The 23,075-nt window shown below is 70.8% G+C and carries 24 protein-coding genes; 11 read left to right on the top strand and 13 right to left on the bottom strand.

Going from position 1 to position 23,075, the window contains the following annotated elements; genetic code table 11:
* Window positions 1-19: 19 nt before the first annotated feature.
* Genes BN1701_RS06235 through rpe form a run of 6 tightly spaced genes read right to left on the bottom strand, consistent with a single transcriptional unit; the run spans window position 20 to window position 4,567 of the window.
* Window positions 20-457, bottom strand: coding sequence for a PH domain-containing protein (locus BN1701_RS06235; RefSeq protein ID WP_231949506.1), 438 nt, complete (start codon window positions 455-457; stop codon window positions 20-22).
* Entirely contained in the window at window positions 454-951 is a 498-nt protein-coding gene (gene ribH, locus BN1701_RS06230) for a 6,7-dimethyl-8-ribityllumazine synthase (protein ID WP_054046343.1), read from the bottom strand. The genes BN1701_RS06235 and ribH overlap by 4 nt, the downstream gene beginning before the upstream one ends.
* Window positions 948-2,234 (bottom strand): bifunctional 3,4-dihydroxy-2-butanone-4-phosphate synthase/GTP cyclohydrolase II, encoded by a 1,287-nt coding sequence (locus tag BN1701_RS06225; RefSeq protein ID WP_054046341.1) that lies wholly within the window; start codon window positions 2,232-2,234, stop codon window positions 948-950. The genes ribH and BN1701_RS06225 overlap by 4 nt, the downstream gene beginning before the upstream one ends.
* Window positions 2,227-2,862: a riboflavin synthase gene (locus BN1701_RS06220; RefSeq protein ID WP_054046338.1), complete on the bottom strand. Its 636-nt coding sequence runs from the start codon at window positions 2,860-2,862 to the stop codon at window positions 2,227-2,229. Before BN1701_RS06220 ends, BN1701_RS06225 begins: the two co-directional genes overlap by 8 nt.
* Before the next feature lie 10 nt (window positions 2,863-2,872).
* A complete protein-coding gene (gene ribD, locus BN1701_RS06215; RefSeq protein WP_054046336.1) occupies window positions 2,873-3,868 on the bottom strand; it encodes a bifunctional diaminohydroxyphosphoribosylaminopyrimidine deaminase/5-amino-6-(5-phosphoribosylamino)uracil reductase RibD in 996 nt (331 codons plus the stop codon).
* 36 nt (window positions 3,869-3,904) lie between these two features.
* Window positions 3,905-4,567 carry a ribulose-phosphate 3-epimerase gene (gene rpe, locus BN1701_RS06210; protein ID WP_054055663.1) on the bottom strand — a complete coding sequence of 221 codons (663 nt, stop codon included), beginning with the start codon at window positions 4,565-4,567 and terminating at the stop codon, window positions 3,905-3,907.
* Window positions 4,568-4,714: 147 nt separating this feature from the next.
* On the opposite strand from rpe, the gene BN1701_RS06205 reads away from it, so the two are divergent.
* A complete protein-coding gene (locus tag BN1701_RS06205) occupies window positions 4,715-5,374 on the top strand; it encodes an MOSC domain-containing protein (RefSeq protein WP_369800500.1) in 660 nt (219 codons plus the stop codon).
* On the opposite strand, the gene BN1701_RS06200 is transcribed toward BN1701_RS06205, so the two are convergent.
* Complete coding sequence (locus tag BN1701_RS06200) at window positions 5,363-6,106, bottom strand: TetR/AcrR family transcriptional regulator (RefSeq protein ID WP_054046334.1); 744 nt, start codon at window positions 6,104-6,106, stop codon at window positions 5,363-5,365. The genes BN1701_RS06205 and BN1701_RS06200 overlap by 12 nt on opposite strands.
* A 56-nt stretch (window positions 6,107-6,162) precedes the next feature.
* Here BN1701_RS06200 and BN1701_RS06195 point away from each other — a divergent pair, with 56 nt between their 5' ends.
* From BN1701_RS06195 to BN1701_RS06185, 3 genes are all read left to right on the top strand, one after another.
* Window positions 6,163-7,149, top strand: coding sequence for an ATP-binding cassette domain-containing protein (locus BN1701_RS06195; protein ID WP_054046332.1), 987 nt, complete (start codon window positions 6,163-6,165; stop codon window positions 7,147-7,149).
* Window positions 7,149-7,964 (top strand): ABC transporter permease, encoded by an 816-nt coding sequence (locus BN1701_RS06190; RefSeq protein ID WP_054046330.1) that lies wholly within the window; start codon window positions 7,149-7,151, stop codon window positions 7,962-7,964. The genes BN1701_RS06195 and BN1701_RS06190 overlap by 1 nt, the downstream gene beginning before the upstream one ends.
* A 69-nt stretch (window positions 7,965-8,033) precedes the next feature.
* On the top strand, window positions 8,034-8,465 hold the full coding sequence (locus BN1701_RS06185) for an NUDIX hydrolase (protein ID WP_054046328.1): 432 nt from the start codon (window positions 8,034-8,036) through the stop codon (window positions 8,463-8,465).
* 25 nt (window positions 8,466-8,490) lie between these two features.
* Here the strand turns inward: BN1701_RS06185 and BN1701_RS06180 are convergent, their stop codons facing one another.
* Together BN1701_RS06180 and BN1701_RS06175 are read right to left on the bottom strand one after the other, a co-directional pair.
* Window positions 8,491-8,994 carry a hypothetical protein gene (locus tag BN1701_RS06180; protein ID WP_054046326.1) on the bottom strand — a complete coding sequence of 168 codons (504 nt, stop codon included), beginning with the start codon at window positions 8,992-8,994 and terminating at the stop codon, window positions 8,491-8,493.
* Between the two features lie 50 nt (window positions 8,995-9,044).
* Window positions 9,045-9,407 (bottom strand): DUF4345 family protein, encoded by a 363-nt coding sequence (locus BN1701_RS06175; RefSeq protein WP_054046324.1) that lies wholly within the window; start codon window positions 9,405-9,407, stop codon window positions 9,045-9,047.
* A gap of 18 nt (window positions 9,408-9,425) precedes the next feature.
* On the opposite strand from BN1701_RS06175, the gene BN1701_RS06170 reads away from it, so the two are divergent.
* Complete coding sequence (locus BN1701_RS06170; RefSeq protein ID WP_157367788.1) at window positions 9,426-9,752, top strand: hypothetical protein; 327 nt, start codon at window positions 9,426-9,428, stop codon at window positions 9,750-9,752.
* 15 nt (window positions 9,753-9,767) lie between these two features.
* Here BN1701_RS06170 and BN1701_RS06165 read toward each other — a convergent pair whose 3' ends face one another.
* Window positions 9,768-10,634, bottom strand: coding sequence for a transposase (locus BN1701_RS06165; RefSeq protein ID WP_054046320.1), 867 nt, complete (start codon window positions 10,632-10,634; stop codon window positions 9,768-9,770).
* Between the two features lie 168 nt (window positions 10,635-10,802).
* Between BN1701_RS06165 and BN1701_RS06160 the strand changes: the two genes are divergently transcribed.
* Window positions 10,803-11,144, top strand: coding sequence for a helix-turn-helix domain-containing protein (locus BN1701_RS06160; RefSeq protein WP_054046318.1), 342 nt, complete (start codon window positions 10,803-10,805; stop codon window positions 11,142-11,144).
* Window positions 11,145-11,154: 10 nt separating this feature from the next.
* Window positions 11,155-11,841, top strand: a complete 687-nt coding sequence (locus BN1701_RS06155; protein WP_054046316.1) for a DNA alkylation repair protein — start codon at window positions 11,155-11,157, stop codon at window positions 11,839-11,841.
* Here BN1701_RS06155 and pheT read toward each other — a convergent pair.
* Window positions 11,830-14,346 carry a phenylalanine--tRNA ligase subunit beta gene (pheT, locus tag BN1701_RS06150; protein WP_054046314.1) on the bottom strand — a complete coding sequence of 839 codons (2,517 nt, stop codon included), beginning with the start codon at window positions 14,344-14,346 and terminating at the stop codon, window positions 11,830-11,832. The genes BN1701_RS06155 and pheT overlap by 12 nt on opposite strands.
* Window positions 14,347-15,414 (bottom strand): phenylalanine--tRNA ligase subunit alpha, encoded by a 1,068-nt coding sequence (pheS, locus tag BN1701_RS06145; protein WP_054046312.1) that lies wholly within the window; start codon window positions 15,412-15,414, stop codon window positions 14,347-14,349.
* A 298-nt stretch (window positions 15,415-15,712) separates the two neighbouring features.
* Between pheS and BN1701_RS06140 the strand changes: the two genes are divergently transcribed.
* Entirely contained in the window at window positions 15,713-17,509 is a 1,797-nt protein-coding gene (locus BN1701_RS06140; protein ID WP_054046310.1) for an HSP90 family protein, read from the top strand.
* 25 nt (window positions 17,510-17,534) lie between these two features.
* Window positions 17,535-20,348, top strand: coding sequence for a tetratricopeptide repeat protein (locus BN1701_RS06135; RefSeq protein ID WP_054046308.1), 2,814 nt, complete (start codon window positions 17,535-17,537; stop codon window positions 20,346-20,348).
* Here BN1701_RS06135 and BN1701_RS06130 read toward each other — a convergent pair.
* Window positions 20,345-21,004, bottom strand: coding sequence for a DUF4386 domain-containing protein (locus tag BN1701_RS06130; RefSeq protein WP_231949505.1), 660 nt, complete (start codon window positions 21,002-21,004; stop codon window positions 20,345-20,347). The two genes, BN1701_RS06135 and BN1701_RS06130, sit on opposite strands and share 4 nt — an antisense overlap.
* A 165-nt stretch (window positions 21,005-21,169) precedes the next feature.
* On the opposite strand from BN1701_RS06130, the gene BN1701_RS06125 reads away from it, so the two are divergent.
* Complete coding sequence (locus BN1701_RS06125; RefSeq protein WP_054046304.1) at window positions 21,170-22,372, top strand: sensor histidine kinase; 1,203 nt, start codon at window positions 21,170-21,172, stop codon at window positions 22,370-22,372.
* Window positions 22,360-23,022, top strand: a complete 663-nt coding sequence (locus BN1701_RS06120; protein WP_054046303.1) for a response regulator transcription factor — start codon at window positions 22,360-22,362, stop codon at window positions 23,020-23,022. The genes BN1701_RS06125 and BN1701_RS06120 overlap by 13 nt, the downstream gene beginning before the upstream one ends.
* Window positions 23,023-23,075 lie beyond the last annotated feature (53 nt).

The following is a 23,075-nucleotide window of genomic DNA, read 5'->3' as shown; positions in this document are numbered from 1 at the left end:
ATCGATGCTACCCCGAGTGCTACCCCTCGTGCGACCGCTCGCGGAACTCTTTGAGCAGCCTGCGCAGCTCCCGGATCCCCGCCACGGCCCGCTCGCCGTCGGCCGACTGGAGCGCCATGATCGGCACGTACTCGTCGTCGGGCAGCTCCAGCCGGGCCCACGACGCGCCGTTCGGGAAGCTCACCGACTCCACGACGTCCCAGGAGAAGTACGTCGTGCCCAGGAGGTTGCGCACGTTGACGCCCTCGGCGTCGGCGGTCACCTTCGGCCGGGTGAACCACAACGCGCCGCAGGCCAGCAGCACGCCGATGCCCGCCATGGCCACCTGGTCGGAGGCGTGGAAGAAGACACCGGTCGGGGTGCTGCGCAGCAGCACGGCGACGATCGTGAAGATCGCGACGAACACGACCGCGATCGCGCCGGTCACGAACCGCACCCGGTGCGGCCGAGCGATCACCGGAACCCCTGCTCGGTCCACGGCTGGCGCAGCCCGCGCACGACCAGCGCCGTCTCCAGCGCGGCGGCGCACGCCTCGTAGCCCTTGTCCTCAGCCGACCCTGGCAGGCCGCTGCGGTCGTGGGCCTGCTCCTCGGTGTTCACCGTGAGCACGCCGTTGCCGATCGGGGTGGCCTCGTCGAGCGAGACCCTGGTCAGCCCGTAGGTCACCGCGTCACAGACGTACTCGAAGTGCGGGGTGCCGCCACGCACGACGACGCCGAGCGCGACGACGGCGTCATGGTGCTTTGCCAGCTCCTGGCAGACCACCGGCAGCTCCACCGCGCCGGGCACCCGCACGACCGTGGGCTCCTCGATACCCGCCTCCGCCGCGGCGGCCAGCGCGCGGTTGAGCAGCTGGTCGGTGATCCCGGCGTGCCACTTGGTCGCCGCGATGCCCAGCCGGATGCCCTCACACCGCGGCACCGAGGTCTCCGGCCTGCCTTCACCACTCACGACTTGTCGTCTCCCGTCTGCACCGCTGTTGTCGTGCCCCCAGCGGACTTGGTCCCGCCCTCGTAGTGCTCCAGGTGGCCCAGCTCGTGGCCCATCCGGTCGCGCTTGGTGCGCAGGTAGTGCACGTTCTCCGGGTTCGGCCACACCGACAGCGGCACGCGGTCGACCACGGTCAGGCCGTAGCCCTCCAGGCCGACCCGCTTGGCCGGGTTGTTGGTCAGCAATCGCATCGACCGCACGCCGAGATCGACCAGGATTTGCGCGCCGGTGCCGTAGTCGCGCGCGTCGGCGGGCACGCCGAGGGCCAGGTTGGCGTCGACGGTGTCGTGGCCGCTGTCCTGCAGCTGGTAGGCCTGCAGCTTGTGCATCAGGCCGATGCCCCGGCCCTCGTGGCCGCGCATGTAGAGCACGATGCCGCGGCCTTCGGCGGCGACGGCCTCCAGCGCGGCGTCGAGCTGCGGCCCGCAGTCGCAGCGCAGCGAGCCGAACACGTCGCCGGTGAGGCACTCGGAGTGCACCCGGACCAGGATGCTGTCGCCGTCGGCGATGTCGCCGTAGACCAGGGCGACGTGCTCGATGCCGTCGAGCAGCGAGTCGTAGCCCACGGCCTTGAACACGCCGTGCGCGGTCGGGATGCGGGCCTCGGCGACCCGGACGACCTGCTTCTCGGTGCGCCTGCGGTAGGCGATCAGGTCAGCGATGGTGATGATCTCGAGGTCGTGCTCGGCGGCGAAGACGCGCAGCTCGTCGTAGCGGGCCATGTCGCCTTCGTCCTTCTGCGACACGATCTCGCAGAGCACGCCCGCCGGCCGCAGACCGGCCATCTTGGCCAGGTCGACGGCGGCCTCGGTGTGTCCGGGACGGCGCAGAACGCCGCCCTCCTTGGCGCGCAGCGGAACCACGTGGCCGGGGCGGTTGAAGTCGCCAGGAGTGGCCTTCTCATCGGCGAGCAGGCGGATGGTGTGGGCGCGGTCGGCGGCGGAGATGCCGGTGCTCACGCCCTCCTTGGCGTCCACGGTGACGGTGTAGGCGGTGCCGCGCACGTCCTGGTTGGTGTGGAACATCGGCGGCAGGTCGAGCCGGTCGCAGTCGGACTCGGTGAGCGGCACGCAGATGTAGCCGGAGGTGTACCGGACCATGAAGGCCATCAGCTCCGGCGTCGCCTTCTCGGCGGCGAAGATCAGGTCGCCCTCGTTCTCGCGGTCCTCGTCGTCCACCACGACGACCGCTTTGCCCTCGGCGATGGCGGCGATGGCGCGCTCGATGGCGTCGAAGTCACTCACTGGTGCTCTCCTCTACGGCGCCGCGCCCGGTCGATCCGAGGTGCGGTGTTGCCAGTCTTTCCACGTACTTGGCGATGACGTCCACTTCGAGGTTGACCTTGTCGCCGGGTTTGCGCACGCCCAGCGTGGTCGCGCGCAGTGTCTCCGGTATCAAACTCACCGAGAACCAGTCGCCGCCGACCTCGACCACGGTCAGCGAGACACCGTCGACGGTGATCGAGCCCTTCTCCACCACATAGCGGGCCAGGGCGGCGGGCAGGCTGATCTTGACCAGGTCCCAGTGTTCGGAGGGCTCGCGGGAGACCAGCGCGCCCGTGCCGTCGACGTGGCCCTGCACGATGTGCCCGCCGAAGCGCTGGCCGACGGCGGCGGCGCGCTCCAGGTTCACGTGGTCGCCCACGGCCACCTTGTCGAGGCTGCTGCGCGTGAGGGTCTCGCGCATGACGTCGGCGGTGAACGCGCCCGCGTCCAGACCGACCACCGTCAGGCAGACCCCGTTGACCGAGATCGAGTCGCCCTGCTTGGCGTCGCTGGTGACCAGCGGCCCCGCGATGGTGACCCGCGCCGCGTCGGCGAGGTCCTCCACCGCGATGACCTCACCGCGCTCCTCGACGATCCCCGTGAACACCGTTGCCTCCTCAGTCCGTCACCGGAACGGCGGATACCCGCACGTCCGGTCCACACATGGTGACCCCTTCGACGGCGAACCGGTGAGCGTCGGTGATGGTCGACACGCCCGATGCGCCCAACGCCACAGGTCCGGCCCCCAGCAGCGCCGGGGCGAGGTAGGCCAGGACCCGGTCGATCATGCCCGCTTCGGCGAACGCGCCCGCGAGTGTCGGCCCGCCTTCGAGCAGCACGTCGACCATCCCGCGCTCGGCGAGGGCGGCCAGCACCTCGGCCGGGTCGCGGGTGCGCAGGTGCAGCGTCTCGGCGCTGTCGTCGAGCACCTTGGCGGCCGCGGGCAGGTCTCCGGTTCCCACGACCACCCGCAACGGCTGCGTGGCCCGCGTTGTTCCGTCCGCGTCCCGGGCGGTCAGCGCCGGGTCGTCGGCCAGCACGGTGCCCCGCCCGACCATGATCGCGTCGATCTTCCTACGGAGGTCGTGGACCTCGGCGCGGGACTCCTCGGAGCTGATCCAGCGGCTCGTCCCGTCGGCGGCGGCGACCCGGCCGTCGAGGGTCGCGGCGTACTTCCAGGTGACGTGCGGGCGTCCGGAGCGGGCGAAGTGCAGCCACGCGCGCAGCGGCCCCTGGGCGACCTCGTCGGCGAGAAGTCCACTCTCGACGGTGATCCCGGCTGCCTCGAGGACGGCCCGTCCCCCGGCGGCCTGCGGGTTGGGGTCCGCGACGGCGAACACGACCCTGGCGACACCCGCGGCCTTGAGCGCGTCGGCGCAGGGCGGGGTTCGACCGTGGTGGGCGCAGGGTTCGAGCGTGACGACGGCAGTGCCGCCGCGCGCCTTGTCGCCCGCGTCCTGGAGAGCCATGACCTCGGCGTGCGGCCCACCCGGCGGCTGGGTCGCGCCCATGCCGACCAGGTCACCGTCGCGGCCCAGGATGACGCACCCCACGGGCGGGTTCGGGCTCGTCGTCCCCCGCACCGCTTCCGAGCGCGCGGCGGCCGACCGCATCGCTGAGGTGTCGTCCACCGGATCAGTCTGTCAGGACTAGGCGAACCTGTGATTGGCGGCAGTGGCCTGACCCCGCAGCGCCTCGATCGCCAGGGCGGGGTCCTTGCCCCCGTAGACCGCGGACCCGGCGACGAAGCAGTCGACCCCGGCCTCGGACGCCTGCTCGATGGTGTCGGCGTTGATCCCGCCGTCGATCTCGACCAGCAGGTTCAGGTGCCCGGTGTCGACCAGGTTCCGCACGGTGCGCGCCTTGTCGAGCACGTCGGCGATGAACTTCTGGCCGCCGAATCCGGGCTCGACGGACATGACCAGGAGGGTGTCGTAGTGCTTGAGGAGGTCGAGGTAGGGCTCGATCGGGGTGCCGGGCTTGATGCTCAGCCCCGCCTTGGCCCCGGCGGCTCGCAGGTCCTTGGCGAGCTTGATCGGGTCGGCCGCGGCCTCGACGTGCACGGTGACGTTGTGCGCGCCCGCCTCGGCGTACCCGATGGCCCACCGGTCCGGGTCCTCGATCATGAGGTGACAGTCCATCGGGATGTCGGTCACCTTGAGCAGCGCCTCGACGATCGGCAGGCCGAGGGTCAGGTTCGGCACGAAGTGCGCGTCCATGACATCGACATGCACCCAGTCGGCGCCCCGGATCGCCGCGAGCTCATCAGCGAGCCGAGCGAAGTCAGCGGACAGGATACTGGGCGCGATCATCGGCGCCGGGCGCTTCGAGCTGGTGGACACAGGCCCGGAGCATAGGCGCGCGGCCCCGCCGGGACCGAACCGAGACCGGCGCGCGGTGAGCCAACTCTCGATGCGCGGGCGCGGAAACCCAGTGGCGGTTCGCGGTAGTTTCGGGTGGTGAGCATCGAGCGCCCCCGGATCCTGTCGGTCAACGTCGGGATCGCCCGGCCCATCGAGTCCAAGGCGGGCCGGTCCGCCATCGACAAGCGGCCGGTCGAGCACGCGGTCGCGATCAACGCACCCGGTGGCCCCGGGCGCAGCGGCGTCGCGGGCGACGAGATCTGCGACATCGACAACCACGGCGGCCCGGACCAGGCGGTGTACGCCTACGCCCGCGAGGACCTCGACCGCTGGCAGACCGAGCTCGCCACGCCCCTGCCGTCCGGCGTCTTCGGCGAGAACCTGACCACGGTCGGCATGGACGTCACCGGCGCCGAGGTCGGCGAGCAGTGGCGCATCGGCGACCTGCTGCTGCAGGTGACCGTGCCGCGCATCCCGTGCCGAACGTTCGCGGTGTGGCTCGACCAGCAGGGCTGGGTCAAGACGTTCACCCAGCGCGCGGTCCCCGGCGCCTACCTCAAGGTGCTCAACCCCGGCGAGGTGGCCGCGGGCGACGAGATCACCGTCGTCCGCCGCCCCGGCCACGGCGTCACGATGGGTCTGGCGTTCCGCGCGATCACGCTGGAGCCGGACCTGCTGCCCCGCCTGCTCGACGCCGACGACCTGCCGGAGGCCGACCGGGCCCGCGCGCGCAACCGGCTGGCCTCAGCTCCGTGACAGAAAGGCCTGCAGCCCGTCCAGCAGCAGGCCCAAGCCGAAGTCGAACAGATCAGTCCCCTCCGGGGAGAAGGCGTTGTCGGCCAACGCGGCCATCATCGGATAGTTCCCGCCCGCCATCGCCTTCTCCAGGATCGGCGCCTGCGCGGTCCAGAACTCCTCGTCGGTGACGCCGGTGCGGTCGACCGCGCGCTGGGCGTTGACCCTCGTCCTTGCCGTGTTGCTGACGAACCCGTCCACGGTCACCAGCAGGCAGATCTTCTGCTGGTCGGACACCGCCACATCGGCCAGCCAGGACAGCGCGAGGTCCAGTCCGGCGAGCGCGTTCGGGCCGAGCACCGGCCGGGCTTGATCGACCTGCAGCATCCACGGGTGGGCCAGGTACATGTCCATCGCTCGGCGCGCGATCAGCTCCACCGCGCCGCGCCAGTCCGACGGCGGCTCCGCTGGGGGAACCACCGCGCAGACCTGGTCGAGCATCAGGTCCAGCAGCTCAGCCTTGCCCGGCACGTACCGGTACAGCGACATCGCGCCGACGCCGAGGTCGCTCGCGATGCGGCGCATCGATACCGCGTCCAACCCGTCCGCGTCGGCGACCGCCACCGCGGCGGTGACGATCCGGTCCAGGGTCAGACCGGGCTTTCGGCCGCGCCCTGGCCGATCCGCGTAGTCCCACAACAGCTCCAGGCTGCGGTTCAGGTCGCCGCTGCCGCTGTGTTCCGTCGTGGTCATCGCCGCTCCCGAAATTTTATGGGTACACCGTACCCATAATCGGGTACGGTGTACGCATGCCTGAGACAAAGTATGCCGTTCAAGCGGAGGACTTGCAAAAGAAGTTTGGAGACAAGCGGGCGCTCGATGGTCTCGACCTGACGGTGCGACGCGGCGAGGTGCACGGACTGCTGGGTCCCAACGGCGCCGGGAAGACCACAGCGGTGCGGATCCTGGCCACGCTGCTGCGGGTGGACGGCGGCCGCGCTCTGGTCGCCGGGCACGACGTGAGCCGCGAGCCCGCGCTGGTCCGGCGCAGCATCGGGCTCACCGGCCAGTTCGCCGCGGTCGACGAGATCCTGTCCGGGCGGCAGAACCTGGAGATGTTCGGCCGCCTGTTCCACCTCGATCGCCGCGCCGCGCGGGTCAGGGCCACCGAACTGCTCGCGCAGTTCGACCTGGTCGACGCGGCCAAGCGGTCGGTCAACACCTACAGCGGCGGGATGCGCAGGCGCCTGGACCTCGCCGCGAGCATGATCCTCGCGCCCGAGGTGCTCTTCCTCGACGAGCCGACCACGGGCCTGGACCCGCGCGGCCGCAACGAGGTCTGGCAGGCGGTGCGCTCGCTCGTCGCGGACGGGACCACGGTCCTGTTGACCACCCAGTACCTGGAGGAGGCCGACCAGCTCGCCCACCGCGTCGCGGTGATCGATCGCGGCCGCACGATCGCCGACGACACCCCGGACGTGCTCAAGAGCGACATCGGCGACCGCATCGAGGTGGTGGTGCGCGAGGCCGACGACCTGCCGAAGGCGGCGAACGTGGTGGCCAGGGTCGCCACCGCGGAACTGACCGTGGACGTCGACCAGCGCACCGTCAAGGCGCCGGTGGCCGACCGGGTCGCCGCGCTGACCGACGTCGCCCGCACGCTCGCCGACGCGGGCGTACGGGTGGAGGACATCGGTCTGCGCCGCCCGACGCTCGACGAGGTGTTCCTACGGCTGACCGGGCACCGCACCGAAGACAGCGACGATCTCGCCGAGACCAAGGGAGCCAAGGTCTGATGACCACCGTCGAATCGAAAACCTCCGGCGGCGCGCTCTACTGGGCGTTCGCCGACTGCTTGACGATCGTCCGCCGCGACTTGAGCCACATGGCCAAACAGCCCACGGTGTTCGCTTGGCAGCTCGGCTTCCCGATCGTGTCGGTCCTGCTGTTCGTCTACGTGTTCGGCAGCGCGATGAACGTCGGCGAAGTCGACTACAAGGACTTCGCGATGCCCGGCATGTTCGCCATGACGATGGCGTTCGGCTTCGTGAACACCGCGGTCGCGGTGGCGATCGCCAAGGAGCGGGGCGTCACCGACCGGTTCCGCTCGATGCCGATGGCGCAGTCCGCCGTCGTCAGCGGGCGCGGTGTGTCCGACCTGATCAGCGCGTCGCTCGATCTCGCGGTGCTCGCCGCGATCGCCCTGGTCGTCGGCTGGCGTTCCGACGGCGGTCTGGTCGCCACCCTGTCGGCGTTCGGTTTGCTGCTGTTGCTGCGGTTCGCGCTGATCTGGATCGGCGTGTACCTCGGGCTGCTGATGCCCAACCAGGAGGCGGCGGCCAACCTGTTCTCCGTCGCCTTCCCGTTCGGCATGATCTCCAGCGTCTTCACCCCGCCGCACCTGATGCCCGACTGGCTGGGCGCGATCGCCATGTGGAACCCGGTGTCGTCGACGGCGAACGCGATCCGCGAGCTGTTCGGCAACCCGGTGCCCACCGGCGACAGCTGGATCGAACAGCACGCGCTACTGATGTCGATCGTGTGGCCGGTGGTGATCACGGTGATCTTCCTGCCGCTGGCGGTGCGCCGGTTCCAGCGACTGGGTCGGTAAAACTCCACCCGTCGTGTCGGGGGCGGCGGATAGATTTCGACTGTCCGCTCCCCCGGCGCGAAGGAACCCATGGAACTCTCGATCAACCGCCGCCTACACACCCGTCTGTCCGCCTACGCGGTCTGCCTGGACGGCGACAAGATCCTCCTGGCCAGGTGGACAAATCCGCACGGGTCGAGGTGGATGCTGCCCGGCGGCGGCGTCGACTTCGGCGAGGACCCACTGGACGGCGCGATCCGCGAGGTCATGGAGGAGACCGGCTACCGCGTCGAAGTCGAGACGCTGCTGGGGATCGACAGCATCGTGCGGCCGGACTTCCACGGCGTCCGGGTGGTCTACGAGGGCCGGGTCGTCGGCGGGGAGCTGCGGTTCGAGGTCGGCGGCAGCACCGACATGGCGGCGTGGTTCGACCTCGCCGAGGTCAGCGAACTGGAACGCGCCGAACTGGTCGACACCGCACTGGCCCTGCTGCGCGCCCGCCCAATCACCGGCCGAATCTGAGTCGCGCCAACTGGATCGTGCTGGCTCAGTCGTCGGTGACGTACTGGGTTCGGTCGGCGGTGGGGAGAGTGGTGGCGCTGGGGCAGGCGAGTTGGAGGGCGGCGAGTAGTGCCTTGGGGTCGTGGTCGGCGGTGGTGAAGCGGTCACTGGTGCGATAGCGCTTGCGGCCGAAGGAGATCTCCACGGTGTGCTTCGGGTCGGAGGACCCGCCGCGGTAGCCGACGATCACGCGGCGGAGGGCGGTGATGTCGTCCAGCGAGCCGACGATGGGCCTGCCGCGAGGGCGGCGGAGTTCGATCTCGCGGGCTGGACCAGGGTCGACGCGGACGCGAGTGATGCCGCGGGCGTCCGAGCGGGCGTGGCGGGCCAAGCCGATCACGGCCGGGAGCATCCCGAGGGCCAAGACGCCGATCATGGGCTGGACGAACATCAACCCCACCGGGATCACCACCAGCGGCAGCACCCAGTACAGCTCCTTGCGGTCGGTCGGGCCGTCCGGCTCGTAGACCTGCCACTCGAACGGGGTCATGCCGACAACCTACTCAGGACCCACCCACTGTCATCGGTCATTTGACGAGGTCAGGCCAAGAGCAGCGCCGTTCCGCCGATGGTCTCCACCAGGAAGTAGAACCACGACGGGTAGAAGCGCACCGGCCTGTCCACGACCGCCGAGACCAGCCTGCCGAACGCCATGCCGAGCAGCGCCGCGGCGACCGCGGTCGCGACTCCGGTCCGCAGGCCGCCGACGTCGAGTGCGGGGAGGGTCAGCACCACGCTGATCGCGACGCCGAACCCGCCGTATACGGCGCGGACCTCGGTGCGGGCCAGCGAGTGCCGCAACTCGATGCCGAACGGCTTGATCAGCGTGTCGGGCGCGGCGAGGCCGAGAATCCCCATGCCCAGGAAGAACAGGGCCACCAGAGCGAGAATCGCGAAGGTCATGGCAGCACAATGGATCAGGTGACGGTGTCCGCGCTTTCAGAAACCGGCTGCCCGATGCTGTGGCTGTGGGCGGGCGGCGCCATGTACCGAGGTCCGTCGCTCAACCTCGGCCCGCACTCGGGGGCGGTGGCGTGCTTCGCCGTCGCCTTGGACTCAACCTTCACTGTGCGCGCTCCCGCAGGCGCCACCACCGCGCGCAGCGCGTTGATCCCGGCCCGGCTGACCCACCAGTTCACCGCGCACGGCGACTCGCCCGCCTCCCCGGAATTTCTATGTTTGGTCGCCGATGTGCATGCCGGTCGCCGATGCGGTAACCGTGGTTACGTGCCGTCGCGGTCCCCTTAGGCGCGTTCTGTGGGTTCAGTTTGTCGGTAGGGCGATCCGGGCGATGCTGTGGGCTGCGATGGTGGCGGCGGTGCGGGTGAGCAGGCCGTGGAAGGTGTGAGCGCCGTGTCGGGCGAGTTCCATGGTGTCGGTGAGTTCTCTGAAGGTGGTTTCCACGCGGTTGCGCCACTCGGCGATGATCTTCTGCAGGGTGGCTGGCATGGTCGCGCGGTCGGCCTTGGTTGGCGGCACCAGGTTTGTGATCCCTTGTGCGGCAAGGGATTTGGTGAAGGCTCGGCCGTTGAAGCCTTTGTCGTTGAGCAGGCCGACGAGGTGCTCGGCGCCGGCGATCAGGTCGGGGACCAGTGCGCGTTCGCTCACTGTCGCGGGCACGATCGCCCAGGCTCGGACCAGCCGCGAACCCAGGTCGGTGCGCACAGCGAGGCGGAAACCGTAGAACCACTCGCCGTGTGCGGCGTCGCGGCCGAAACGGGCGCACAGCTCGTTGGGCCCGGTCCAGGAGTCCGGGCCGCGGACCCGGCTGGGGTGTTTGACCGGCAGCGCGGAGGTGTCGATCTGACCCCAGGTGTCGGCAGGGACCGTGGCGAGCACGGCCTGGCGGATCTGTTCGTAGGCGCCATAGAGCCAGCGGGCGCGGCGGTTCACCTCGCTGATGTGAGGCAGCGACGGGAACAGTCGTGGCCACTCGCGGCGGATCTCGGCGACGAATCCGGACTCGCTGCGCCGACCCATCAGGTGTCTGACCAGCCCAATCGTGATGATCTCGGCGTCAGTGCAGGCCGGTGCCGGACCAGGACGCGGCGGGATGACCACCACTGCATCCTTGATCAGGTCATCGACGAGGACGTAGCAGTGGACGAACAGATCCTCAGCAGGCAACATGACAGTGCCCCTCGCAGGTCGGCGATCTTCAGCAATCACCAGCCTGCGCAGGGGCACCTTCATATCCAGCACCAACACGCCGACCAACCCACAAAACGCGCCTTAGGTGACGGTCGGTTGGGGACTTCCAGACAGGCGACCCGCGCTAGACGGCGTCGCTGGCCGCGGGTGCGGGCGGCCGCCGAGGCGATCGTGCGCGATCCGTCCATGCCGGGCGGCGCGGACGGCCTGGCCGCCGCGGTCGGGGTGTCGACGTCACGGTTCCTGCATCTGTTCCGCGACTACACCGGCACCAGCTTCCGGCGGTATCGGCTGTGGGCTCGGATGCTGGCGGCCGGATCTGCCATCGCCGCGGGCGGCAATCTCACCGACGCGGCCGCGGACGCCGGGTTCGCCAGCCCGTCGCACCTGAGCAGCTCGTTCCACGCGATGTTCGGGCTGCGGCCGAGCTTGCTGCTGGCCACCGGGGCACGGGTGGTCCCGCTGTCCGCTGTCGGTGCCGGCGATTAGCGTCGAGGCTATGGACGCCTCACTCGTGGCCGCGGTGGAGACCGGGCTGGCCGCCGCCGCCGATCCGGCTAAGGCACCGGACATGCAGCGGTACATGAAGTCCGACATGCCTTTCTTCGGCGTCGCCAAGCCGCAGCGGGCCGCGTTGGTAAAGGCACTGTTCCAGGCCCACCCGATAGCGGACAGAACCACCTGGGTCGACACGATGGCGGCCCTGTGGCGGGAGGCCACGCACCGGGAACAGCGCTACGTCGCGCTCGACCTGGCCGGGCACAAGCCATACCAGCGCTGGCAGGACGTCGACCTGCTGCCGCTCTACGAGGAGTTCATCGTCACCGGCGCCTGGTGGGACTACGTCGACGAGGTGGCCAGCCGCAGGGTCGGCCCGCTGCTGCGACAGGACCCCGACACCATCGCCCCGCGACTACGCACCTGGGCGAAGGACGACGACCGCTGGAAGCGCCGGACGTCGATCATCTGCCAGCTCGCGGCGAAGCAGGCCACCGACACCGACCTGCTCACCGACACCATCGAGGCGAACATCGACGACCCCGACTTCTTCCTCCGCAAAGGGATCGGCTGGGCGCTGCGCGAGTACGCGAAGACGGAACCGGGCTGGGTCCGACACTTCGTCGACACCCACCCCGGCTTGTCCCCACTCTCCCGCCGCGAGGCCCTCAAGCACCTAGCGCAGTGATGCTCCGAAACGTTCGGCCGCGGCGGCGACGGCGGCGTCGCGGGCCAATGTCGCTTCCTCGACGGTCAGTGTGCGATCGGGGGCGCGGAATCGCAGTGAGTACGCCAGAGATCGTTTGCCCTCGCCGACCTGTGTTCCGGTGAACACGTCGAAGAGGCTCAATTCCTCCAGCAGCTCGCCCCCGCCGTCGCGCAGCACCCGCGACAGGTCGGCGGCGGGCACCTCTTCATCGACGACCAGCGCCACGTCGAGCAGCACCGGCGGATACGGCGAGACCTTCGGCACCGGCCTGCGCTCGGCGATCGGCAGCGCGTCGAGGTCGATCTCCATGGCGCACGTGCGCGGGGGCAGGCCCAGCGCCTCGGTGACCTTGGGGTGCAGCTCACCCGCGTGACCCACCGGGAACCCGCCGACGCGCAGCTGCGCGCAGCGGCCCGGGTGCCACGGCAGCAGGTCCCACTTGTGCACGGTCAGCTCGGCGCCCGCGGCCTCGGCCACGGTCCGGGCGGCCTGCACGGCGTCGGCCCAATTCGCCGGTTCGCCCTTGCCCCACCAGCCCGCGCGTTCGCGGTTGCCCGCGAGGATCACCGCGACGTGGGTCGGCTGGATCGGCAGGGTGGCGTTGAGGACGGCGATCTCCTCGTCGGTCGGCCTGCCATCGACGCCCACCTCGGGCATCGGGACCTGCTCGGTGCGCGGCAGCACGACCTGGCCGACGTGGTAGATCGCCACGTCCCGCGCGCCGCGGGAGACGTTGCGCGACAGGATGTCGAGCATCCCGGGCAGCAGCGTGGTGGCCATCTCGGCGCGGTCGGCCTCCAGCGGGTTCAGCAACGAGACCGTGCGCCTGCGGATGTCGTCCTCGGGCAGAGCGAAGGCGTCCCACACCGACTTGGCGATGAACGGGAACGGCAGCACCTCGACGTAGCCCGCCTCAGCCAGCGCCCGCGACACCGTGCGCTGACGACGCTGCTTGGCGCTGAGCCCGGCGCCGGGCGGCGCGGGCGGCAGCTCCGACGGGATGGTGTCGTAACCCTGCAGCCGCAGCACCTCCTCGACGAGGTCGGCGGCCTGGTTCAGGTCCGCGCGCCAGGTCGGCGGGTAGGCCGTGACGCAGGGGGTGCCGTCCTCGGCGGTGCCGATCTCGACCCGGCAGCCGATCTGCTGCAGCCGGGAGACGGTGACGCCGCGGTCGTAGCGCACGCCCGCGACCCGGTCGGGCAGGTCCATGGCCATCAACACCGGACCGGGCACGGACGGCCGACCGACGTCGGTGCGGCCGGGCTGAATGCTGCCCTCGCCGTACTCGCGCAGCAGCCGGGCGGCCCGCTCCAGGGCGACCGGCGGCAGCGCCGCGTCGACCACGCGCTCGTAGCGCTTGGACGCCTCGCTGGGCAGCTTGTGCCGACGCACGCCGCGCGCGATCGACGCCGGGTCCCAGATGGCCGCTTCCAGCAGGATGTCGCTGGTCTCGGCGCCGACCTCGGTGGTGGCTCCGCCCATGACCCCCGCCAGCGAGATCGGGCCGGAGTCGTCGCACACCACGATGTCATCGGCATCGAGTTTGCGTTCGACGTTGTCGAGGGTAACGAGCCTCTCCCCCGCGTTCGCGCGCCGGATGACCAGGCCACCGGCGAGCTTCTTGGTGTCGAAGGCGTGCATCGGCTGCCCGAGTTCGAGCATCACATAGTTGGTGATGTCCACGGCCAGCGAGATCGAGCGGATCCCGGCCAGCATCAGCCGCCTGCGGATCCACCATGGCGTCGGCGCGGTCGGGTCGACCCCGGTGACGCGGCGGACCACGAACCGGGCGCAGCCGTCCTGAGCCTCGATCTGCACGGGAACCGAGTCGCTGTCGGCGCCGGGCACTTCGATCGCGGCCGGGTCGATCAGCCGCAGGTCGAGCGCGCACGCCAGCTCGCGGGCAAGGCCGCGCACGGAGAACGCGTAGCCGCGATCGGGGGTGATCGCCAGCTCGATGACCGAGTCGGTGAGCCCGAGCAGCTCGATCGCGTCGTCGCCGGGGGCGCACTCGCCGGTCGGCAGAACCATGATCCCGGTGTGGTCGTCGCCAAGGCCCAGTTCGCGGGCCGAGCAGATCATGCCCCGGCTGACCTTGCCGTAGGTCTGGCGCTCGGCGATGGCGAAGTCGCCGGGCAGCACCGCGCCGGGCAGCGCCACGACGACCAGGTCGCCCTCGACGAAGTTGTTGGCGCCGCACACGACCTGGGTGGTCGCGGGCAGCGCGGACTCCTCCTGGTCGAGGTCGTCGGGGTCGATCAGCTCGACGGTGCAGAACCGGATCGGCTTCTTGAACTCGGTCAGCTCCTCGATCTCGGCCACCCGGCCGACCACGAGCGGACCGGTGACCGGGCCAAGCGTGCTGACGTCCTCGACTTCCAGACCGACCCGGACGAACTCCTCGGCGATCTGTTCGGCGTTGAGTTCCCGATGGTCCTCAGTGAGTTCGAGCTGCTGCAGGAGCCAGCTGACGGGGATCCTCACTTAAGCCTCCGTGCCGAAAGGAAGGGTGAACCGGACATCGCCCTCGACCATGTCGCGCATGTCGGGGATGCCGTTGCGGAACTGCAGGGTGCGCTCAAGGCCCATGCCGAACGCGAAGCCCGAGTAGACCTCGGGGTCGACACCGCAGGCGCGCAGCACGTTCGGGTTGACCATGCCGCAGCCACCCCACTCGATCCAGCCCGCGCCGCCCTTCTTCTCGGTGAACCACACGTCCAGTTCGGCCGACGGCTCGGTGAAGGGGAAGAACGACGGGCGCAGCCGGACCCGGGCGTCGGGACCGAACATGGCCTTGGCGAAGGCGTCGAGGGTGCCCTTGAGGTGGGCCATGGTCAGGCCCTTGTCCACGGCGAGGCCTTCGACCTGGTGGAACACCGGGGTGTGGGTCGCGTCCAGCGCGTCGGTCCGGTAGACCCGGCCGGGGCAGACGACGTAGACCGGCAGGTCACGGCCGAGCAGGCTGCGGATCTGCACCGGCGAGGTGTGGGTGCGCAGCACCAGGCTGGAGCCCTCGGGCGCGACATAGAAGGTGTCCTGCATCGTGCGCGCCGGGTGGTCCTTCTTGAAGTTCAGCGCGTCGAAGTTGAACCACTCGGCTTCGAGTTCGGGGCCCTCGGCCACCTCGTAGCCCATGCCGACGAACACGTCGGCGACCCGCTCGGACAGCGTGGTCAGCGGGTGGCGCGCGCCGCGGGGTGTGCGATCCCACGGGAGGGTGACGTCGACGCCCTCCTCGCGAAGGACACGCTCGTCGCGCTCGGCCTGCAGGGCCACGCGCCGCTCGTCGAAGGCCGCGGAGATCAGGCCCTGGGCCTCGTTGACCCGCTTGCCCGCCTCCGACCGCGCCTTGGGCGGCAGCGCGCCGATCTCCCGGCGGGCCTGCAGCAGCGGCGACTTGTCACCGAGGTGGTGGGGCTTGACCGCGGCGAGCGCGTCGAGGTCGGCGGCACCGGCGAATTCCTCACGGGCCTTCTCGACGGCGGCCTGGAGGGTCTCCGGCCGCAGCGCCGCGACCTCTTTGGGGTCGTACGGGTCGTTGGCTCCGGACATGGTTGGTACAAGCTCCCGAGGTGGTGGCCAGGCGGAACACCCGACAGACCGAGTGAACAGGTTGATCGTAGCTATATGGCATGCCCTCCGGGCATGCGGCTCGGTCGCCGGGAAGGTGATGGTTCGGGGTCCCGCGAACACGACGACTGCGTCGCGTGCCCGCGGGACCCCGAACCATCACCGCGACCGAGCGTGGGCGGACAGGTGAAAGCCTCCCGTGGACATCGGACACCTGTACTGTCACCTCCGCCCGGCCCGGCCCCCCGCGTGGCCGCTCCCTACCGCAGTTGAGGTCACATTGGCTCAGACATTCGGCGTCAACCTGCGTGGCGTCATCGATCTGCTCAGCCATCACCTTTACAGCAGCCCTCGCGTCTATTTGCGCGAGCTGTTGCAGAACGCGGTGGACGCGGTGACCGCGCGCAGACTCGCCGACCCGTCGGCGCCCGCGGCGATCTTGGTGGAGACCACAGAGCGTACCGGCAATGGCACGCTGCGGATCAGTGACAGCGGCATCGGCCTGGACGAGTCCGAGGTGCACACCCTGTTGTCCACGCTGGGCGGCACGTCCAAGCGCGACGAGTTGGGCTTCGCCCGCCAGGACTTCCTCGGCCAGTTCGGCGTCGGCCTGCTGTCGTGCTTCCTTATCGCCGACGAGGTGCGGCTGGTGAGCCGGTCGGCCTCCGGCGGCCCCGCGGTGCGCTGGGTGGCGCACGGCGACGGGACGTACGAGGTCGAGGTGGACGACTCGGCGCGCGCCGAGGTCGGCACGACCGTGGAGCTGGTTCCCCGGCGCGACTGCGACCACTGGGCCGAGTACGACACCGTGGCGATGCTGGCCGCCGAGTTCGGCTCGCTGCTGCCCTTCGAGGTGCGGGTCGCGGGCGCGGGCGGACAGGTGCTGGTCACCGAGGAGGAGCTGCCTTGGGTGCGCCGCGGCGGCGAGTCGGTGGCCGATCACCACGGCAGGCTCGCCGCGTACTGCAAGGCGACGCTGGGTTTCGAGCCGTTCGACGTGGTGCCGCTGGAGTTCGGCGCGGCCGGGCTGACCGGCGCGGCGTTCGTGCTGCCCGCCGGGGCCAACCCGGGCAGCCGCCAAGCCCACCGGGTCTACCTCAAGCGGATGCTCGTCGGCACATCGATCGAGGGCCTGCTGCCGGACTGGGCCTACTTCGTCCGCTGTGTCGTGGACACCTCGGCGCTGCGGCCCACGGCCAGCCGCGAGTCGCTCTACGAGGACGAGACCCTGCTGGCGGTGCGTGACGCGATGGGCAGCAGGCTGCGGGAGTGGCTGCTGCGCCTGGACGCCACCGAGCCGGAGCGGGCGGGTGCGCTGCTGGCCGCCCACCAGCTCGGGATCAAGTCGGTGGCGCTGATCGACGACGAGCTGTTGCGGCTGGCCGAGCGGTGGGTGCCGTTCGAGACCACGCGCGGCACGATGCCGCTGCGCCAGTTCCGCCGCAACCACCAGACCGTCCTCTACACCCCGGACGTCGACGAGTTCCGCCAGCTGGCCCCGGTCGCCCGCGCGCAGGGCATCGGGCTGGTCAACGCCGGATACGCCTACGACACCGAGCTGCTGCGCAGGCTGGCCACCCTCGACGGCGGGCTGACCGCGCGCCGGGTCGACCCCGCGGAGCTGCTGGCCGCCCTCGGCAGGCCGACCGCCCAGGTCGAGGCGTCCTTGAAGCGCACGATGTCCGTCGCCTGCAAGGCGCTCGACAGCCACGACTGTGAGCCGATGCTGCGCGACTTCGACCCGGTGTCGCTGCCCGCGCTGCTGGTGGCCGACGCGGGCGGGGCGCGCAGGCGCGACGCCGCCGACGCCCGCGAGGACGCCGACCCGCTGTGGCAGGACCTGCTCGGCCAACTGGTCGACTCCGGTTCCGGCGCGGCCCAACAGCTCGTGCTGAACACCCGCAACCCACTGGTGGCCCGGCTCGCCGGGATCGAGGACCCGTCGCTGCTGGAGACCGCGGTGCTCGCGCTCTACGTGCACGCGCTGCTGCAGTCGCACCGGCCGCTGCGGCCCAAGGACACCGCGACGCTCAACGGGTCCTTCCTGGACCTGCTCGACCGCGCCATCGGACACTGACAAGTACTACTGGGGAAGGACCGCGGTGTCGGAGCAGAACGCCGACGAGTTGCGCGACCACGTCGCCCATCTCGTGCACGAGACGGACTCGATGCCCGCCGGGCAGGCCAAGTGCGAGGCGCTGGAGCGCGCGGCGCGGGCGGCCGACGGGGCCGGGTTCGTCGACTACGGGGTGGCCGCGCGGCTGATCCTGGTCAACGCCTACCGCGAGATCCGCCGCTACGACCTGATGCTCACCCCGTTCGCGTGGCTGCGCACCACCGAGCGCAAACACCCGGACGCGTTCGACGAGTGGGCGCTGCACCAGTTCAACTGGATGCACAAGTGGCTGCCCACCGGGCTGCTCGGTGATCCCCGGTTCAGCCTGGCCCAGATCACGTCCGTGGTGGACGAGTTGGCCGACCGCTACCGCCAGCAGGGCTACTCCCTGCACCCCGTGCACGACAAGCTGCGCGCGCTGGCCCACCACACCGGCGACACCGCCGCGGCCGACGCGCACTTCGCCGCGTGGCGGGCCGCCGAGCCAGACGACATGAGCGACTGCCCGGCGTGCGTTGTGGACAGTCAGGTCGGGTATTTCGTGTCCCGCAAGCGTTTTCAGGAAGCCATCGACGCCGCGCGCGCGGTGCTGACCGAGCCGTCGGACTGCGCCGAGCAGCCGCACGGGGTGATGGCGTCACTGCTGGAGGCCTACCTGGCCACCGGCAGGCTCGACGACGCCGCGCGGGCGCACCTGGTGTCCTACCGGGTCGTGCGCGACACCCCGCAGGCCCGGTCCGCGCTGCACGCGCACCTGCGGTTCTGCGCGGTCACCGGCAACGCGCGACGCGGGCTGGACATCCTGTCGCGCAACCTGGACGTGCTGGTCGAGCCACCGAGCCCGAAGGTGCGCCAGGACTTCGCCGCGGCCGCGGCACTGCTGCTGAGCCGGGTGCCCGACCGGGCCGAGCTGTCGTTCCGGCTGCCCGACGGCGAGGTGGACGGCGAGCGCCTGTTGGCCCGCTGCGTCGACACCGCCCGCGCCACGGCACTGGAGTTCGACCGTCGCAATGGGACGGACGCGGTGAGCGCGAGGGTCGAGGAGACGCTGGCCCTGCCCGACGCCGGGCCCGTGGTGCTCGCGGTGCCCACCGCCCCGGCGCCGATCCCGCCGCGGCCTGAGGCCCCCGTCGCCGAGCCGGTCGTCGCCGACCCGGTGGAACTCGCCGAACGCGCCTGCGCCGCGATGGACGACGGCGCCCTGTTCAGCGGGGCGCGTCTGCTGGCCACGCTGCCCGCCGACCTGGACGCCCTGCTGCCGCCGGGCCTGGCCGCCAGGGTCGCGGTGCACCGCACCTGGCTGGCCCGCCGGGAGAACGCCGACGAGCTGATCGACTGCTTGCTCGACGTGCTCGACCGGCTCACCGCCACGGGCGAGCGGGCCGCGGCGGCCCGGCTGCACGCGTTCCTGGCGGACCTGCTCGGTTCGGCCGACCGCCCCGTGGACGCCGCCGAGCACGCCCGCGTCGCCATGGACATCGCCCGTGAGATCGACGACCCGATCGGCGTGATGCGCGCCCACCTGGCCACCGCCGACCTGCTCGCCGACACCGAGCCCGACCGCGCGGAGTCCGAAGTGGACGCCGCGGAGCTGGTCGCGCTGGCCAAGGCCCCCGAGCGCATCGGCGGTGTCCGCAAGGCCCGCGCCGAACTCCTGGAACGCCGCGGCGACTTCGACGGCGCCTTGGCGATCATCGACGAGCTGGCCGCGGACCTGGGCCGCTGGCCGGAGTCGACGCGGCTGGCGGTCAGCGGCCACCGCGCCCGCCTGCTCGCCAATGTCGGCCGGGTCGAGGACTCGGTCGACCAGTTCACCGAGTTCGTCGCGCTGGCCAGGACCGTCCCCGGCCCGTGGGTGGCCGAGGCGCTGATGCAGCTGGCGGGCCTGCTCGACCAGACCGACCTCGCGGGCACCCACCTGCCGACCCTGCTCGACGCCGTCGCCTCCGCCCGGACCTATCTGACTCCGGGCGCGGTCGCCCAGGCGTGCCTGCACCTGTCGGCGGGCTACCTGTCCGTCGGCCGCGACGTCGAGGCCGCGGAGACCCTGGAGGAGGCGCTGCGCCTGATGCCGACGGCCTATGTCGGCCCGGTCACCGACATCCACTACCGACTGGCTCTGGCCTGCCGGAACCTCGGTGAGTACGACACCGCCGCCGACCACTTCGACGCCGTGCTCGCCACCGCGGACGACGACGACCACGGCCTGCGCGGCCACGTGCTGTTCCAACTGGGCGACGCCCGCCTCGAACTCGGCGACTACCCCGGCGCCGCCGCGGCGTTCCGCGAGTCGGCGGGCACCTGGATCGTCGCGGGCAACCCGGTGGCCGCCGCGGAGTCGATGGTGAAACTCGCCCACGCCATCGGCCTCGACGACCTCGACGCGGGCATCGCCGCCCTCGACGAGGCCGCCCGCCTCCTGCCGGACGAGTCCGTGCCGGGGGCCTTGGACGAACTGGCCGACGTCATCGGGTTCCGGGTTGCCCTGCTGGCCCACCACCAGCGGTTCGCCGAGGCGCTGGAGGTCAACCAGCGGACCGAGGAGTACGCCGTCCGCCTGGGCAACCCTGAGTGGCATGCGTTCCTGGCAGGCCGAGCGGCTCGATTGCGAATGGACCTCGGCCAGTTCCCCGAGGCCGAAAGCGACGCCCGCCGAGCCGCGGCCCTGCTGACCGACGACGCCGGGGAGTCGACGGTGGGCGCGGTGCTGGGGACTCTGGTACGAACCTTGGAGGAGCAAGGCAAGCCGGTCGACACCGAGCCGCTGGTGCGGGCACTGTCGGCCCGACTGTCCGATTAGGACACACTGACGGCCCTCGGGGTCCGCACACCGCGGATGAGCAGGTACAAGATCAGACCGAACTCCGCGATGGCGGTCGGGACGGACACCGCGCCACGGACCAGGCTCGGCGCGTCCGGCAGCGCGAAGTGGATCACCGGGTCGGCGATCCAGGCGAAGCAGCCGATGACGAGCAGCACGCCGAGCCAGGACGGGAACAGGCTCGACCGGTGGGCGAGGTAGCCCATCGGCAGCAGCCACAGGCCGAAGAAGACGCCGCCGAGGATGTAGCCGTTGTGGTGCAGGTCGAGCATCAGCAGCGCCATCGCCGGATCACCGGGCACCAGCAGCGCACCGACATGGAAGGTGAGGTTCACGAGAATGGCCCCCGCACCGACGGCCACGAACACCACAAGCGCTGTCGCGGCCAGCTCGTTGACGTGCCGCAGCAGGCGGTGCAGGACCAGCCCGAGGAAGACGAAGACGATCGCCATGAGGATGTCGGCGACCAAGCCCAAGCGGAACAGCGTCTCGTGGTTGACGAGGTTGGCGGCCGTGGCGGTGGCGTCGCCGGGGACATAGACGGTGCCGCGCACGGCCAGCTGTGCCCAGCCGCCAAGGACGGCGAGAGTCAGGTAGAGCAGGCCCGCGATCCGCGCGAGGGTCTTGGGGGTCATCATCGGAAACTCCTTGTGGCGACACGCTTTCGGGTGATGACCACGATTCAGGGCGTTCGCGTCGGGCACCTCCCCCGCCGGTCTCGGCGGTCTCCACCTTTCGGTGGAGGCGCTCGGCGCCGCAGGGTGGATCCGCGACCGGCCGCCGCTGCCTAGGCTGACCCCATGCACCAGTCGCACCCGACGCTGCGCCCCTGGTCGCGGGTCTGGCGCTACCTGGTCGCGGGCACGGCCGGAGCGATGGCCTGGACCGCGTGGGCCACCGAGCAGCTGTCCGTCCCGCTGACCGCGGCGCAAGAGGACACCATCGGCGCGGTGCTCCTGCTCGACTTCGTGCTCGGCGTGGCCGGACTCGCCGTCCTTACGCTGCGCAGGCGCCACCCGCTGGCGGTCGCGATCCTGACGACCTCGGCGATGGCGTTGTCGGCGACCTGCATGGGCCCGGCGGCACTGGCGATCGTCTCGATGGCCACCTGGCGCAGGCGCGGCTGGGTCGCCGCCACCGGCGCCGGGTTCCTCGGCTGTCAGGTCCTGTCGGAGGTGCTGTACTGGCCGCGATTCTCGTTCGTCGATGACAGCGTCTACACCTCAGTGGGCAGTATCGTTCTCGGCCTGATGTTCTTCGCGGCCGCGGTGATCACCGGGTTCTACATCGCGGCCCGCCGCGAGCTGGTGGCCTCGCTGTACGAGCGGGTGCTGATCGCCGAACGGGAGCAGGCCTTGACGACGAAGGTGGCCCGCGACGCCGAGCGGACCAGGATCGCCCAGGAGATGCATGACGTCCTGGCGCACCGGATCTCCTTGGTGGCACTGCACGCGGGCGCCCTCGCCTACCGCGAGGACCTGAGCCGCGCGCAGACCAGCGAGACCGCCCAGACCATCCAGGCCAACGCGCGACTCGCGCTGAGCGAACTCCGCGAGGTGCTGGGCGTCCTGCGATCCGGCACCGCGGATGTCGAGCGGCCTCAGCCGACCCTCGCGGAGCTGCCCGCCCTCCTCGCCGACGCTCGCGAGGCCGGTTCGACTGTCCTGCTCGACACCTCAGGCCTACCGGGCGAGAGGCTGCCCGCGCTGCCGGAGACGCTGTCGCGCACGTCGTTCCGAATCGTCCAAGAGACGCTGACCAACGCCCGCAAGCACGCGCCCGGTCAGCCGGTCATGGTGCGACTGTCCGGCACGCCCGGTGGTCTGCTGGAGATCGAGGTGCGCAATCCGATAGGCGATGGCGTTGGGCTGGACCTGCCATCGGCAGGCGTCGGTCTGGCCGGACTGACCGAACGAGCCTCGCTGGCGGGTGGGGCGCTGGAATACGGACCCGGGCCGGACGGGACCTTCCTCGTGCGCGCGAGGCTGCCATGGCCGAGCTGAGAGCGGTGCGGGTCGTCGTGGTCGATGACGATCCGCTGGTGCGCGCGGGTCTGCGGATGATCCTGGGCGGGGCCCAGGACATCGATGTGGTGGGCGAGGCGTGCGATGGACACGAGGCGATCCAGGTCGTCGAGCGCGAGTCGCCCCAGGTCGTCCTGATGGACATCCGAATGCCGCGGCTGGACGGTCTGGCCGCCGCCCGGCGGCTGCGCGACCTGGGCACGACGGCGCGGATCATCATCCTGACCACCTTCGACACCGACGAGACAGTCGTGACCGCGCTGCGGCACGGCGTGGCGGGCTTCCTGCTCAAGGACACCGCCCCCGCCGACATCGTCGTCGCCGTGCGCCGGGTCGCCCTCGGCGAGCCCATGCTCTCCCCCAGCGTCACCACCCAGCTCATCGCCGCGGTCACCAGGTCGGACGACTCCCGGCAGCGCACGGCGCGCGCGCTGCTCAACCGGCTCACCGACCGGGAACGCGTCGTCGCGGTCGCGGTCAGCGAAGGGATGACGAACACCGAGATCGCGCACGCGCTGAACCTGGGTGTGGCCACGGTCAAGACGCATGTCGGAACCGTGTTCGCCAAACTAGAGGTCACCAACCGGGTTCAGGTCGCCCGCTACGTCCACGACGCCGGACCGGGCTGATCTACGGGAAGACCCGGACGCCCGCTGTTGTTCCTACTCACGAGCATCAACAT

The organism is Alloactinosynnema sp. L-07 (assembly GCF_900070365.1).
In the GTDB taxonomy this organism is placed as follows: Bacteria; Actinomycetota; Actinomycetes; order Mycobacteriales; family Pseudonocardiaceae; genus Actinokineospora.
Note: the sequence above shows the minus strand (reverse complement) of the source record. Positions and strands in the feature narration are given on the sequence as shown.